14 protein-coding genes and 1 tRNA gene are annotated in these 14,784 nt (G+C 60.2%); 9 read left to right on the top strand and 6 right to left on the bottom strand.

Going from position 1 to position 14,784, the window contains the following annotated elements; genetic code table 11:
• Positions 1-9 precede the first annotated feature (9 nt).
• Positions 10-1,377 carry a signal recognition particle protein gene (ffh, locus tag PW947_RS22745; protein ID WP_299634667.1) on the top strand — a complete coding sequence of 456 codons (1,368 nt, stop codon included), beginning with the start codon at positions 10-12 and terminating at the stop codon, positions 1,375-1,377.
• Positions 1,378-1,503: 126 nt separating this feature from the next.
• Positions 1,504-2,055, top strand: a complete 552-nt coding sequence (locus tag PW947_RS22740) for a hypoxanthine-guanine phosphoribosyltransferase (protein WP_299634666.1) — start codon at positions 1,504-1,506, stop codon at positions 2,053-2,055.
• 96 nt (positions 2,056-2,151) lie between these two features.
• Here PW947_RS22740 and PW947_RS22735 read toward each other — a convergent pair whose 3' ends face one another.
• Positions 2,152-2,751: a MarC family protein gene (locus tag PW947_RS22735; protein ID WP_299634665.1), complete on the bottom strand. Its 600-nt coding sequence runs from the start codon at positions 2,749-2,751 to the stop codon at positions 2,152-2,154.
• Positions 2,752-2,763: 12 nt separating this feature from the next.
• Positions 2,764-4,500, bottom strand: coding sequence for a proline--tRNA ligase (locus PW947_RS22730; RefSeq protein WP_299634664.1), 1,737 nt, complete (start codon positions 4,498-4,500; stop codon positions 2,764-2,766).
• 253 nt (positions 4,501-4,753) lie between these two features.
• On the opposite strand from PW947_RS22730, the gene PW947_RS22725 reads away from it, so the two are divergent.
• On the top strand, positions 4,754-5,413 hold the full coding sequence (locus PW947_RS22725; RefSeq protein WP_299634663.1) for an RNA pyrophosphohydrolase: 660 nt from the start codon (positions 4,754-4,756) through the stop codon (positions 5,411-5,413).
• A gap of 76 nt (positions 5,414-5,489) precedes the next feature.
• A complete protein-coding gene (locus PW947_RS22720; RefSeq protein ID WP_299634662.1) occupies positions 5,490-6,047 on the top strand; it encodes a CNP1-like family protein in 558 nt (185 codons plus the stop codon).
• 129 nt (positions 6,048-6,176) lie between these two features.
• On the opposite strand, the gene proB is transcribed toward PW947_RS22720, so the two are convergent.
• The 4 genes from proB to rplU all read right to left on the bottom strand — a co-directional run bounded on the left by proB (position 6,177) and on the right by rplU (position 9,381).
• Entirely contained in the window at positions 6,177-7,295 is a 1,119-nt protein-coding gene (gene proB / locus PW947_RS22715) for a glutamate 5-kinase (protein ID WP_299634661.1), read from the bottom strand.
• Positions 7,296-7,409: 114 nt separating this feature from the next.
• A complete protein-coding gene (gene cgtA, locus PW947_RS22710; RefSeq protein WP_299634660.1) occupies positions 7,410-8,540 on the bottom strand; it encodes an Obg family GTPase CgtA in 1,131 nt (376 codons plus the stop codon).
• 241 nt (positions 8,541-8,781) lie between these two features.
• Complete coding sequence (gene rpmA, locus PW947_RS22705) at positions 8,782-9,045, bottom strand: 50S ribosomal protein L27 (RefSeq protein WP_007180330.1); 264 nt, start codon at positions 9,043-9,045, stop codon at positions 8,782-8,784.
• A 24-nt stretch (positions 9,046-9,069) separates the two neighbouring features.
• Positions 9,070-9,381, bottom strand: coding sequence for a 50S ribosomal protein L21 (gene rplU, locus PW947_RS22700; RefSeq protein WP_007180329.1), 312 nt, complete (start codon positions 9,379-9,381; stop codon positions 9,070-9,072).
• Between the two features lie 214 nt (positions 9,382-9,595).
• Here rplU and PW947_RS22695 point away from each other — a divergent pair, with 214 nt between their 5' ends.
• The 5 genes from PW947_RS22695 to tssC all read left to right on the top strand — a co-directional run bounded on the left by PW947_RS22695 (position 9,596) and on the right by tssC (position 14,776).
• Positions 9,596-10,588 (top strand): polyprenyl synthetase family protein, encoded by a 993-nt coding sequence (locus PW947_RS22695; protein ID WP_299634659.1) that lies wholly within the window; start codon positions 9,596-9,598, stop codon positions 10,586-10,588.
• A gap of 48 nt (positions 10,589-10,636) precedes the next feature.
• Positions 10,637-10,713, top strand: a tRNA-Pro gene (locus PW947_RS22690).
• 775 nt (positions 10,714-11,488) lie between these two features.
• Positions 11,489-12,571, top strand: coding sequence for a type VI secretion system protein TssA (tssA, locus tag PW947_RS22685; RefSeq protein WP_299634658.1), 1,083 nt, complete (start codon positions 11,489-11,491; stop codon positions 12,569-12,571).
• A gap of 50 nt (positions 12,572-12,621) precedes the next feature.
• Positions 12,622-13,221, top strand: a complete 600-nt coding sequence (gene tssB, locus PW947_RS22680; RefSeq protein ID WP_299634657.1) for a type VI secretion system contractile sheath small subunit — start codon at positions 12,622-12,624, stop codon at positions 13,219-13,221.
• A gap of 73 nt (positions 13,222-13,294) precedes the next feature.
• Positions 13,295-14,776, top strand: coding sequence for a type VI secretion system contractile sheath large subunit (gene tssC, locus PW947_RS22675; RefSeq protein ID WP_299635965.1), 1,482 nt, complete (start codon positions 13,295-13,297; stop codon positions 14,774-14,776).
• Positions 14,777-14,784: the final 8 nt, after the last annotated feature.

Here is a 14,784-nt window from a genome sequence, read left to right as displayed (position 1 = left end):
TCGCTCCCCATGCTCGACAATCTCACTCAACGGATGGCGCGCGTCGTCAAGACGCTGCGCGGCGAAGCCCGGCTCACCGAGGCGAACACGCAGGAAATGTTGCGCGAAGTGCGCCTCGCCCTGCTCGAAGCGGACGTGGCGCTGCCCGTCGTCCGCGACTTCATCGCGAAGGTCAAGGAAAAGGCCCTTGGCGAAGAAGTGATCAGCAGTCTCTCGCCGGGTCAGGCGCTGGTCGGCGTGGTGCAGCGCGAGCTGACCGCGGTGATCGGCGGCGACTACGAAGGCAAGGCGGTCGAGCTCAATCTCGCCGTTACGCCGCCGGCAGTCATCCTGATGGCCGGCCTGCAAGGCGCGGGTAAAACTACCACGGTCGGCAAGCTCGCCAAATTACTGCGCGAGAAGTACAAGAAGAAAGTCCTGACGGTTTCGTGCGACGTTTACCGCCCTGCCGCTATCGCGCAGTTGAAGACGGTGACGGAACAGGTCGGCGCCGACTTCTTCCCGTCGGAACCGGATCAGAAACCGGTCGATATCGCGCGCGCCGCGGTGGATTGGGCCAAGCGCCACTACCACGACGTGCTGCTGGTCGATACGGCCGGCCGTCTCGGTATCGACGAGGCGATGATGGCCGAGATTTCGGCGCTGCACACGCTGCTGAACCCGGCTGAAACGCTGTTCGTCGTCGACGCGATGCTCGGTCAGGACGCGGTCAACACCGCGAAGGCGTTCAGCGACGCGCTGCCGCTCACCGGCGTCGTGCTGACCAAGCTCGACGGCGACTCGCGCGGTGGCGCGGCGCTGTCGGTGCGTCACGTGACCGGCAAGCCGATCAAGTTCGTCGGCGTCGCCGAAAAACTCGACGGTCTCGAAATTTTCTATCCGGACCGGATGGCGAACCGGATCCTCGGCATGGGCGACATTCTCGCGCTCGTCGAGGAAGCCCAGCGCGGCGTCGATGTCCAGGCCGCGCAAAAGCTCGCCGACAAGGTCAAGAAAGGCGGCGATTTCGATCTGAACGATTTCCGCGCGCAGCTTTCGCAGATGAAGAACATGGGCGGTCTGTCCACGCTGATGGATAAACTGCCCGCGCAATTCCAGCAGGCCGCTGCCGGCGCCGACATGGGCCAGGCGGAAAAGCAGATGCGCCGGATGGAAGGCATCATCAATTCGATGACGCCGCAGGAACGCGCGAAGCCCGATCTGATCAAGGCGACGCGCAAGCGTCGTATCGCTGCGGGCGCGGGCGTGCAGGTGCAGGAAGTCAACCGGATGCTGAATCAGTACGACCAGATGCGCACGATGATGAAGAAACTGAAGGGCGGCAATCTGCAAAAGATGATGCGCGGCATGAAGGGCATGATGCCCGGCATGCGTTGAGCGCGTGCCGATCGACGCGGAATTGATGCGTCGATCCACCTGGCGTCGCGGCGCACATCTTCTATGCTATAACGTGCGCCGCCGTTTTCCTCACACTATGTATACAGTCACCGCCTGCCCCACGTCATGAACCGCGAAGAAGCTCTCCACGTTTTTAGTCACTCCGAAGAAATCGTTTCGGCCGCCGACGTCAATGCGTCGATCAGCGGCATGGCCGCTGCGATCCGTGCCGAAATGAGCGAGGACTTCCCGCTCGTGCTGTCGGTGATGGGCGGCGCGGCGGTGTTTACCGGCATGCTGCTGCCGCACCTCGATTTCCCGCTGGAGTTCGATTACATCCACCTCACGCGCTATCGCAACACCACCAAGGGTGGCAGCGAAATGCAATGGCGTGTCGCGCCGGCGGAATCGGTGAAAGATCGCGTCGTGCTGGTGCTCGACGATATCCTCGACGAAGGCGAAACGATGGCCGCGATCCGCGACCGCATTCTCGCGATGGGCGCCAAGCGTTTCATGAGCGCGGTGCTGTGCGAGAAGATCATCCCGAAGGCGAAGCCGTTGCGTCCGGATTTCACGGGTTTCGAAGTGCCGGACCGTTACGTGTTCGGCTGTGGCATGGACGCGCGCGGTTACTGGCGCAATCTGCCGACCATTCGCGCGCTGACCGAAGGCGCGTGATCGCGGTGCTCCGGCGTCGCATAAAAAAAGCGGCCCCGAGGGCCGCTTTTTTTACGTCTGCTGCATGAATGCAGGTTGGGTCGCCGACACGTGTGGTCAAAGCTGATGCACGAAACTGCGGATACCTTCGAGCATCATCTCCACGGAAATCGCCACCAGCACGAGCCCCATCAAGCGCTCGAACGCGGTCATCGCGCGCTCGCCGAGCCATTGCTGAATCCGCTCCGACAGCACCAGCACCAACGCGCAGACGATCATCGTGACCGTCAGCGCGCCGATCCATTCGAGCATCTTGCCCGGCGCCTGTGACGTCAGCAGCATCACCGTGGCCAGCGCCGACGGGCCGGCCAGCGCGGGAATCGCGAGCGGCACGATCAGCGGCTCGCCACCGCGCGCATCGCCGCCGAACGGGCCGTCGGGATGCGGAAACACCATCCGCAGCGCGATCAGGAACAGCACGATGCCGCCACCGATCCGCAGCGACTGATCCGTCAGATGCATCGCACGCAGGAACGTGTTGCCGAGCACCATGAACACCAGCAGGATCACGAACGCGATCGCCACTTCGCGCAGAATGACGATCGCCCGACGATGCGGCGCCACGCTGCGCAAACAGCTGATGAAGATCGGAATGTTGCCGAGTGGATCCGTGATCAGCAGCAGCAGAATGGTGGCGGACAGGAAGGTGTACTCCACCGTCCGCTCCGCTTAGTGCGCCAGCGCCGCGCGGATTTTCTCCGTGACGGTTTGCCCCGCGATGTCGACCGGCAGCAACGTGGCTTCGGTGTCGCGACGACCTTGATACTCGATCTTGCCGTCTTTCAGACCACGATCGCCGATCACCAGACGGTGCGGCACGCCGATCAGTTCCCAGTCGGCGAACATCACGCCCGGACGCTCGCCGCGATCGTCGAGGATCACGTCGATGCCCGCCGCGACCAGTTCCGCGTACAGCTTGTCGGCCTGCTCACGCACGGCTTCGCTGCGGTCGTAACCCATCGGGCACAGCACGACTTCGAACGGTGCGATCGATTCCGGCCAGATGATGCCCTTGTCGTCGAAGTTCTGTTCGATCGCCGCACCCAGGATACGCGTGACGCCGATCCCGTAGCAGCCCATTTCCATCGGTTGCGGCTTGCCGGTTTCGTCGAGGAAGGTTGCGCCCATCGCTTCCGAATACTTCTTACCGAGCTGGAACACGTGGCCCACTTCGATGCCGCGCAGGATGTCGAGCACGCCTTCGCCGTCCGGCGACGGGTCGCCCTTCTGCACGTTGCGGATATCGGCCACGACCGGTTCCGGCAGATCGCGGCCCCAGTTCACGCCGGTAATGTGGAAATCCACCTCGTTCGCGCCGACCACGAAGTCGCTCATGTTCGCGACCGTGCGATCCGCGACCACCTTGACCGGCTTCTTCGTGTTGATCGGGCCGAGATAGCCCGGCGGCGTACCGAAGGTTTCGATGATTTCGGCTTCGGTGGCCATGCGGAAATCGGCGAGGCCCGGCAGCTTGCTAGCCTTGACCTCGTTGAGATCGTGATCGCCGCGCAGCATCAGCAACCAGATGGTGGCGGGCGCGCCTTCGTTTTCCGTGGCGACGATGATGGACTTGATCGTGCGTTGCAGCGGAATGGCGAGCAACTCGGCGACGGCTTCGCACTTGGCCTTGCCCGGCGTGGCCGTTTTCTGCATCGGCTCGGCGGCGTCGGCGCGCGACAGCAGCAACGGCAGTGCGTCGGCCGCTTCGACGTTGGCCGCGTAGCCTGACGTCGTGCTGTACGCGATGTCGTCTTCGCCAGTGTCGGCGATCACGTGGAACTCGTGCGAACCGCTACCGCCGATCGAGCCGTTGTCGGCCGCGACCGCGCGGAAATCCAGACCGAGGCGCGTGAAGATGCGCACGTACGCGTCGTACATCTTCAGATACGAATCCTTCATGCCGGCCGCGTCTTTATCGAACGAGTACGCGTCTTTCATGATGAATTCGCGGCCACGCATCACGCCGAAACGCGGACGGATTTCGTCGCGGAACTTGGTTTGGATCTGATAGAAGTTGACCGGCAACTGACGGTAGCTCTTGATCTGGTTGCGCGCGATGTCGGTGACGACTTCTTCGTGCGTCGGTCCGATCACGAAATCCGTTTGCTTGCGATCCTTGAAGCGCAGCAGTTCGGGGCCGTACTTCACCCAGCGACCCGACTCCTGCCACAACTCGGCCGGTTGCACGGCCGGCATCAACAGTTCGAGACCACCTGCCCGGTTCATTTCTTCACGCACGATCGCTTCCACCTTGCGGATCGAACGCAGACCGATTGGCAGATAGTTGTAAATGCCGCCAGCCACGCGACGGATCATGCCCGCGCGCACCATGAGTTTGTGACTGACGATCTCGGCGTCGGCGGGGGCTTCTTTCAACGTGCCGATAAAGAAACGGGAAGCTTTCATTCAGATTTTCCAAAAGCGGCGGCACCGGTTGGACCGCCCGACAAGATGAAACGGAGGATTCGTGACAGACCCGCACGCGACGCCTTCACGCTGCGTTGTGCCGCGCGTGGCGCACCTGAGGCGCCGTAGACGCCCAGTGTGACCCCGGACACCGACCTCGACGACGAATCGTTCCATTCTGGTGCGAAACGGTGCGTCGGGTCCGTTATCTGTTTATAATCAAAGCAATTTTAAAGGATTCGAAGGTGGTTGTATGCTGGATCGTGAAGGCTTTCGCCCGAACGTCGGCATCATCCTCTTGAACGCGCACAACGAGGTGTTTTGGGGCAAACGGCTGCGTGAACATTCCTGGCAGTTTCCGCAAGGGGGCATCAAATACGGTGAGACCCCCGTGCAAGCGATGTATCGGGAGTTACACGAAGAAACCGGGCTGCTTCCTGAGCACGTCAAGGTGATCGGTCGCACGCGCGACTGGTTGCGTTACGAGGTGCCTGACAAGTTCATCAAGCGTGAAGTCCGCGGGCATTATCGCGGTCAGAAACAGATCTGGTTCCTGCTCAGGATGGTTGGACGCGATTGCGATATCTGCTTGCGCGCCACTGACCACCCCGAGTTCGACGCCTGGCGCTGGAACGAGTATTGGGTGCCGCTCGACTGTGTGATCGAGTTCAAGCGGGATGTATATCAGTTGGCGCTAACGGAGTTATCCCGTTTCCTGCGCCGGGCTGCGCCGCGTACGGAAAAACCTGGCGGGCATCATGGACCTCGTTATCCGCGGATAGCGTCGTCGATGTCGGGGCCGCCGGACTCGTCGGTGACAACCGTGACGGTCGAAACGTCGGTTCGTGTGACGTTCGAAACCGACTGCGGGCCCGCCGACGCATCACCTGGTCGCTCTGGTCTGGGCGATTGACAAACCTGGCGGCTATTCAGGCTGCCCCAGTCGACGCGGCATTGGTTTGCCGCGTCGGCGTTTCGAGGAAACCATATTGAAAGCATTTGCTCTGGCCGTGGCGTGCGTCGCCACTGGCGCCCTGCTGGCTGGTTGTTCGAGTACGAAAGCGCCCTCCAATAAAGACGATAGCGCCTTCACCTATTTGCTGGACCGCCAGGGCAACTGGGTCGAGAACAAGGTCGACACGCTGCCGGCGCTGCCGCAAGACAGCAACCTGATGCCGTTCGAAGTATCGGGCAACACGCCGCTACATTTCTCGATCGACTCGCAATCGTTGACTGTCGGCACCGACGGCGTGGTGCGTTACACCGTCGTCGTCACCAGCCCGAGCGGCGCGCGCAACGTCAACTACGAAGGCATCCGCTGCGATACGTACGAATGGCGTCTGTACGCCGGCCTCAACGCCGACCATAACGGCTGGGACCGCACGGTTCAGAACGACTTCACGCGCATCGAGAACGGCGAACTGAACGCGTATCAGGCGGCGCTGTATCAGGACTATTTCTGCGCGAACAAGATGCCGCAAGGCAAAGCGCCGCAGATTCTCGAGAACATCCACTACAAGCGCACTGCCCGCTCGCAGATTCGTTGATGATTCGCCGCGTCGACGTATCGACGCGGCGATGCTCTAAACGTTGCGCCAAAGAAAAAGCCGTTCCAGCTTGCGCTGGAACGGCTTTTTTTTTCTTCCGCAGAGGCGTCGAAGCGCGCGATTACGCGTTCAAACCAGCACGAGATTGTCGCGATGGATCAGCTCGGGTTCGAGCATATAGCCGAGAACCGATTCGATCTCGCCGCTCGGGCGACGCTGGATCAGCCGCGTTTCCGCGCTGCTGTAGTTCGTCAGGCCGCGCGCCACTTCGACACCCGACGCATTCAGACACGCGATCACCTCACCGCGTGCAAACGCGCCCTGCACACCGACGATGCCGATGGGCAGCAAGCTCTTGCCGCCGTCGGTCAGTTTCTCGACCGCGCCATCGTCGATCACCACGTGTCCGCGAACTTGCAGATGATCGGCCATCCATTGCTTGCGTGCGGCCATGCGTGCCGTGCGCGCGATCAACTGCGTGCCGATCGCCTCACCCGACGACAACCGCACCAGCACGTCCGGCTCGCGACCGCTTGCAATCACCGTGTTCGCGCCGCTGTGCGCCGCGCGTTTCGCCGCCAGAATTTTGGTCAGCATGCCGCCGCGACCCAGACTCGAGCCCGCGCCACCCGCCATCGCCTCGAGATTCAGCGCGCCTGCGTCGGCGTTTTGCACCAGCGTGGCGGTCGGGTCCTTGCGCGGATCGGCGGTGAACAAGCCTTGCTGATCGGTCAGGATGATCAGCGCATCGCCTTCGATCAGGTTCGCCACCAGCGCGCCGAGCGTGTCGTTATCGCCGAACTTGATTTCGTCGGTGACGACGGTGTCGTTCTCGTTGATGATCGGCACCACGCCAAGGCGCAACAACGTCAGCAACGTGGAGCGCGCATTCAGATAGCGCTCGCGGTCCGCGAGGTCGGCGTGTGTCAGCAGAATCTGCGCCGTGCGGATCGAATGCTCGGCAAAACGGCTCTCGTAGACCTGCGCGAGTCCCATTTGTCCGACGGCCGCAGCGGCCTGCAACTCATCGATTTCCCGCGGACGCTTCGTCCAGCCAAGCCGCTGCATACCCTCGGCGATCGCACCGGAACTGACCAGCACGACCTCTTTGCCTTGCGCGCGCAACGCGGCGATCTGCCCGGCCCAACGGCCGATCGCGGCATGATCGAGCCCGCGCCCGTCGTTCGTGACAAGGCTCGAACCCACTTTCACTACCAATCGCCTGGAATCTGCGATGACGGAACGCATTGTGCGTTGTCTCCCAAGATGATGCGTGCGTGATGCGGATGTCGCGCGACCGCCGCGCAAACTTCGAGCGGATGCCGGCGACGATCGCGGCGCTGACTCTCTTACTGCAAACGCTTATTGCTGATGTCCGGCGGATTCGTCCGGCGCATCCGGGACGTCCGCCGCAGCTTCCGGCTTCTCACGGAAACGCACGTCAGCGGCCAGATCTTCGGCCTCCGCCGCACGCTGCGCATCGGAATGCGCTGCGATGTGGTCGTAGACCGCGTAGATCAGCGCCTCGCAACCCTGACCGGTCAGAGCCGAAATTTCGAACACCGGACCATCCCAACCGAAGCCTTCCAGGAACGTGGATACACGCTCCGCACGCTCTTCCGCGGGGACCATGTCGAGCTTGTTCAGCACGAGCCAGCGCGCCTTTTCGTACAGCAATTCGTCGTACTTGCGCAATTCGTTGACGATTGCCTTCGCTTCCGCGACCGGATCGACGGCGTCGTCGAACGGTGCGAGGTCGACGATATGCAGCAACAAGCCGGTGCGCTGCAGATGGCGGAGGAACTGGTGGCCCAAGCCGGCGCCTTCCGCCGCGCCTTCGATCAGGCCGGGAATGTCGGCGATCACGAAGCTTCGGCTCGGACCGACGCGCACCACGCCGAGATTCGGCGCGAGCGTCGTGAACGGGTAGTCGGCGATCTTCGGCTTCGCATTCGACACCGACGCGATGAACGTGGACTTGCCCGCGTTCGGCATGCCGAGCAAACCGACGTCGGCCAGCACCTTCAATTCGAGACGAACCATCCGGCGCTCGCCGGGCTTGCCGTCCGTCTTTTGACGCGGTGCGCGGTTCGTACTGGATTTGAAGTGCAGGTTACCCAGGCCGCCCGAGCCGCCCGCAGCAATCTGCACCGACTGGTTGTGCTCGGTCAGATCGGCGATCAGTTCGCCGGTTTCCATATCTGTGATGGTCGTGCCGACAGGCATGCGCAGCGTGATGTCGTCGCCGCCCTTGCCGTAGCAATCCGCGCCACGGCCGTTTTCGCCGTTACGCGCCAGATGCTTTTTCGAATAGCGGTAGTCGATCAGCGTGTTGATGTTGCGGTCTGCCACCGCGTACACGCTGCCGCCTTTACCGCCGTCGCCGCCGTCCGGTCCGCCAAATGGGACGAACTTCTCGCGGCGCATCGACGCGCTGCCATCCCCTCCGTCGCCGGCGATGACTTCAATCCTCGCTTCGTCAATGAACTTCATGAGTAACTCCGTCCCGTGTGTTTCGCTATTTTGCCGTGCCCGGCATGCGTTGACCAATCGACCGAATGGCCATCCGCGCGGTCATCCGGCAGATGCCTGCGTGAGCCGGGCAATCTGCCCCGCTTCGCGGCAAGACCCTTCCGGATCAAATTCTGTACAACAAATTCTGTGACGCAAAGAAAAAGGCCCCGCTAACTTCGCGGGGCCTTTTTCCGGTCCTGAAGCCCGTGCCTGACTAAACTCAGACTGCTGCCGGGACGACGTTGACCATGTGCTTCTTGGCTGCGCCCTTCGTCGAGAAATTGACGTGGCCGTCCGTCAGCGCGAACAAGGTGTGATCCTTGCCGATGCCGACGTTTTCGCCCGGGTGCATACGCGTGCCGCGTTGACGCACGATGATGCCACCGGCGTTGATAGCCTGGCCGCCGTAAACCTTCACGCCGAGGCGCTTCGATTCAGAGTCGCGGCCGTTGCGGGATGATCCGCCTGCCTTTTTGTGTGCCATTTTTTAGCTCCTTAACCGGTGCGCTTACGCGTTGATCGCGTCGATGCGCAGTTCGGTGTAGTTCTGGCGGTGGCCGCCATGCTTCTGGTAGTGCTTCCGGCGACGCATCTTGAAGATGGTCACTTTTGCGTGACGACCTTGCGACACGACGGTAGCCTTGACGGAAGCCCCACTGACCAGCGGCGTACCGAACTTAATCGATTCGCCTTCGCCCACTGCGAGAACCTGGTCGAGCGTGATTTCAGCGTCAATGTCTGCCGGTATCTGTTCTACTTTAAGTTTTTCGCCGACGGCAACTTTATACTGCTTGCCACCGGTTTTTATGACCGCGTACATTGAGAACCTCACTCTGTGTTCATTTTTCCCGCGCACAGCGCGCGGAAACCCGTGATTATACATAGAGTTAGCGTCTCAGTCAAAACCCATTGACAGGCACGGGAATCCCCTTCCGGCAGCCCCTTCGCGCCCAGTGTGCGGCGATCTTGCAGGCTGCTGGCCGGATTTGTTGCGATTCGCCTTATAATTCGCGGCACTACCCCTATTCGCCATCATGTCGTCGACCGCCATCCCCTCCTCCAACGCCGCCAGCCTGCTCGCCCCGATTGCCGAAGACATGCAGCAGGTGAATCGCGTCATCCGGCACCGTCTGTCGTCCGAGGTGATGCTGATCAATCAGATTTCCGAGTACATCATCGGCGCGGGCGGCAAGCGTCTGCGGCCCGCGCTGCTGCTGCTGGTGGCGGGCGCGCTGGGCGAAACCACCGGTCACCGGCACGAGCTGGCAGCAGTCGTCGAATTCATCCATACGGCTACGTTGCTGCATGACGATGTCGTCGACGAGTCGGATCTGCGGCGCGGCCGGCAAACGGCAAACGCACTGTTCGGCAACGCGGCCAGCGTGCTGGTCGGCGACTTCCTGTATTCACGCTCGTTTCAGATGATGGTGGGCGTCGGCAAGATGCGCGTCATGGAAATCCTGTCGGAAGCGACCAACATCATTTCCGAAGGTGAAGTGCTGCAGTTGCTGAACATGCACGACGCCGACGTCGACGAAGAACGTTACATGCAGGTGATCCGCTATAAGACAGCCAAGCTGTTCGAAGCGGCAGCGCAGCTCGGCGCCGTGCTGGCCGGCGCAGACGCGAGCATCGAAGCGGCCGCGGCGGAATTCGGCCGGCGCATCGGCACGTCGTTCCAGATCATGGACGACTGGCTCGACTACACGGGCACGGCGGAATCGATGGGCAAGAACGCCGGCGACGATCTGCGCGAAGGCAAACCCACGTTGCCACTGATCTGGCTGATCGAACACGGCACGCCCGAGCAATCGGCACTGGCACGCGAAGCAATCGAGCAAGGCGGCACGGATCGCTTCGACACGATCTTCGAAGCGATCACGCGCTCCGGCGCGCTCGACCACACCCTGGAATGTGCGAAAAATGAGGCTCAAGCGGCTGCCGCAGCAATTTCATCGTTTCCCCATTCCATTTACAAAGAAAGCCTGCTAGAATTATGTTCTTACTCGACGACGAGACAGTCTTAAACAAGACTAAAACGAAGTTGGAGTCCAAGCAGTACTGTAGTAAAGATTCGGGGTGTAGCTTAGCCTGGTAGAGCGCTACGTTCGGGACGTAGAGGCCGGAGGTTCGAATCCTCTCACCCCGACCAGAATTTCCTTGTCGAACAAGGCCGAAACCGCCCAACTCTGTTGGGCGGTTTTTTGTTTTCCGCTCCGGTTTTTCTTTGATCGCGACGAGACTTGGTGTTGCTCCGGTCCAGCGCCACATTTCTTTTCCACGTCTTGAACCAACTCAGTCTCACGCAAAAACAATTGCGCTGAGCGACCTCTCGCGCCCGGCCAGTCGTCAAATCGCTTCGGCTTAGACATTCCACTTCTCGCCGTTCGGCCTCAACCGATTGCCTCGAAGGTCAGCGGCCGCCTCGCTGGTTTTCGATCGCCTCGATTCGACGCCCACGGCATTCACATCCCGCATTGATGGCTCATGACGCAATGTCATCGGCCCACACGCTCATTCGTTGTGCACTCAATACCGTCTTCACAAAAAACCACTTTTCTCCCTCCCAAAATAAAGATCGATTCGCATCACTCACAAACATCAAATAGATCAGTCCGTTATAAATAGCAAAGCACCAAGATAAAATCCGCTCGCATTAGATCCAAACTTCATCAACCATAAATTCGCCATCAAATAAATAAGATCAAAATCCCAACAGTTCATTTGCATTGCGAATTATCAAGCAAGTCGATATCTAATTAATTGCAATCGAATTGCCTCCCATCTACCATGATTTTACGCAATCAAATCGCCGATCACTTCGGCATGCAGATTACCGCAATCCATTCATTGTTGAGTAACTCGCTTCATCGTTACCTGCACGACGAACGCGTCTGACCAACAGTGAGTACATATAGGACTCGCAGATGAACGTCGTCCGCACCGAATTGCTTAGCCCTGTTACGCCTGATCGCCCGTGTGGCGAAGCGTTGGACTATGACGCGGCGTTCCTCGCGCTGCAGCGTTCCTCGATAGGCGCCCCCGAGCAGCAATTTGGCGACGCGCTCATTCCGGCTGTCACGCCGGACTGGCAACACATCGGTGTGGAAGCCCTTGCGTTGCTCGAACGCAGTATCGATTTGCGGATCATCGCGCTTTTGACTCGAGCGTGGACGGAAACCCAAGGGCTAGAGGGTTATGCGAAAGGTCTCTCAATCGCAGTCGCTGCAATCGAGGAATACTGGGATTATTTTCACCCACAAATCCAGACAGACGGCGAATTCGACCCACTCGCACGCGTCAACGCAATTACCGCATTCGCCGATCGCCTCGAACTCGGACGTGCGTTACGCGCTGTGCATGTAGTAAGTCTGAGAGGAGTCAACTTACCGCTTCGCGACGTTGCAAGCATCCTCACCGGAAACGCTGTCGGTGGCATGAGCGCAGCACTCTTTTCCTATCCCGGAATTGGCGCGGAATTGCGCGCGGCGCTGGCAACAGAAAGTAAAAAGCTCGAAATAGTCTCGCAGATTATCGGAAGTCTGGATCGCATCGTCGAGCAGTTCAGTTCGAAACTCGGTGCTGAATGGGCGCCCGATTTCAGCGCAGTCCATACGCCGTTGCATATCGTAAATCAGGCATTGAACGTGTCCGGTGCCCCGTCAGGTTTATCCCAGAGCCAGCTTACGGATTTCAGCAATTCGTATTCGCCCACGCGCGACCACCCAAATCACGCCAACGTCTACAACGCCGACGCCGCAATCAATCCGGCCAAACAAACCAACCCGGCTCACTCGCGCAACGAAGCGATGCGCGCGCTCGAAAGCGCATGCCTTTATTTCGAATCGGCGGAGCCCGGGCATCCTGCGCCGCTTTTGATACGCCGCGCGCAACGTCTGATGCGCATGAATTTCTACGAAATTCTTCAGGACATCGCCCCGAACGCACTGCCGCAAATCGACGCGCTCGTCGGCAACGCCGAAGCCCATTCGCCCGCGACGCATCTTTGATGCGCCGCCCATCGCGCCTGCACCTCGCAGTCAACTGAACGGAAACAACTATGGCCAACCGGAATGCGTTATCAGCGAAAGCGACAGGGCAAAAATTCATCGCCCGAAATCGTGCGCCGCGGGTGCAGATCGAATACGACGTCGAGTTGTACGGAAGCGAACATAAGGTCGAAATTCCGTTCGTGATGGGCGTTATCGCCGACCTCGCGGGCAAATCGTTGAAGCCCTTGCCTGAATTGGAGCAACGCAAGTTCCTCGAAGTCGACATCGACAATTTCGACGAGCGGCTGAAATCCATCCAGCCTCGGGTCGCGCTCGACGTCGTCAACAGAATCTCGGGTCAAGGCATGCTCGCCGTCGATCTGAAGTTCGACAGCATGGACGACTTTTCGCCCGCGAGCATCGCCCGGCAAGTGCCTGCGCTCAATCAACTTCTGCAGGCCCGCTCCCAGCTGTCAAACCTGCTGTCCTATATGGACGGCAAAAGCGATGCGGAAGAGTTGATCACACAAGCGTTGCAAAACCCCACGTTACTCGCGGCGCTAGCTGGTACGCCGAAAGCGCTGTCGTCGGATACGGACATGGAAACGGACATGGACAGGTATGCGTCGAACCCCGACGCCGCGCCGGACGCGTCCGGTTCGAACTGACACGCACGCCTACCGTCCAGAACCTCACGCCAGAACTCCGATGAATCACGCCCAGACCGTCACGCACGATCCCATGCTCACGTCGCTGTCGCCGAGCGGCTTTTCCGCCACCTTGGTCAAGGCGCTGAATCCGCGCAGTGAGCAAGCCCAACACGCTATCGACGGCGCGGTGAAAACGCTCGCGCTACAGGCGCTCGAAAATGCCGTGACGATTTCCAACGATGCCTACGAAACCATTCAGGCCATCATCGCGGAGATCGACCGCAAGCTGTCGGAGCAGATCAACACCATCATCCATCACGACGCGTTTCAGAGACTGGAATCGTCGTGGCGCGGGCTGCACTATCTCGTCAACAACACCGAGACAGACGAACAACTCAAAGTCCGTTTTATGCCGCTGTCAAAAACGGAGTTGAGCCGCGTGCTCAAGCGTTACAAAGGGGGCGCGTGGGATCAGAGTCCAATCTTCAAGAAAGTCTACGAAGAAGAATATGGACAGTTCGGCGGGGAGCCGCTCGGTTGTCTGGTCGGCGACTATTACTTCGATCACAGTCCGCCGGATGTCGAAATCCTCGGTGAAATGGCGAAGATCGCGGCGGCCGCGCATTGCCCCTTCATCACTGGCGCATCGCCGTCTGTCATGCAAATGGAATCGTGGCAGGAACTGTCGAACCCTCGCGATCTCACCCGGATATTCCAGAACAGCGAATACGCCAGTTGGCGGGCGTTACGTGAATCCGACGACGCGCGGTATCTCGGCCTCGCACTGCCCCGTTTTCTCGCGCGTTTGCCGTATGGCATCCGCACCAATCCGGTCGATGCGTTCGATTTCGAAGAAGACACCGACGGCGCGAATCACGAACGCTACGCGTGGGTCAATTCCGCGTATGCGATGGCGACCAATATCAACCGTTCGTTCAAGCACTACGGCTGGTGCACGTCGATTCGCGGCGTGGAATCAGGAGGCGCGGTGCCCGATCTGCCGGCGCACACGTTCCCGACCGACGACGGCGGCGTCGATATGAAGTGCCCCACGGAAATCGCAATCAGCGACCGGCGCGAAGCCGAACTCGCGAAGAACGGGTTCATGCCTTTCGTGCATCGCAAGAACTCCGACTTCGCCGCGTTCATCGGCGCGCAATCGCTCCAGCAGGCACACGAGTATCACGATCCGGTCGCCACCGAGAACGCGCGGCTCGCAGCACGTCTGCCCTATCTGTTCGCGTGCTGCCGGTTCGCCCATTACCTCAAATGCATCGTCCGAGACAAGGTGGGTTCGTTCCGGGAGCGCGGCGACATGGAGTCCTGGCTCAACAACTGGATCATGAATTACGTAGACGGCGATCCCGTCAACTCTTCGCAAGACACGAAGGCGCGAAAGCCGCTTGCATCCGCCCAGGTGGTGATCGAGGACGTCGAAGACAACCCCGGCTACTACCGCGCGAAATTCTTCCTGCGTCCGCACTACCAGCTCGAAGGGCTGACCGTTTCTCTGAGGCTGGTTTCGCGCTTGCCCGCACTGACAGACGGCAACACGACCACGCAGGCGCTTTAACGCAGTGA

The organism is Paraburkholderia sp. (genome assembly GCF_028283785.1).
Taxonomy (GTDB): Bacteria; Pseudomonadota; Gammaproteobacteria; order Burkholderiales; family Burkholderiaceae; genus Paraburkholderia.
Note: the sequence above shows the minus strand (reverse complement) of the source record. Positions and strands in the feature narration are given on the sequence as shown.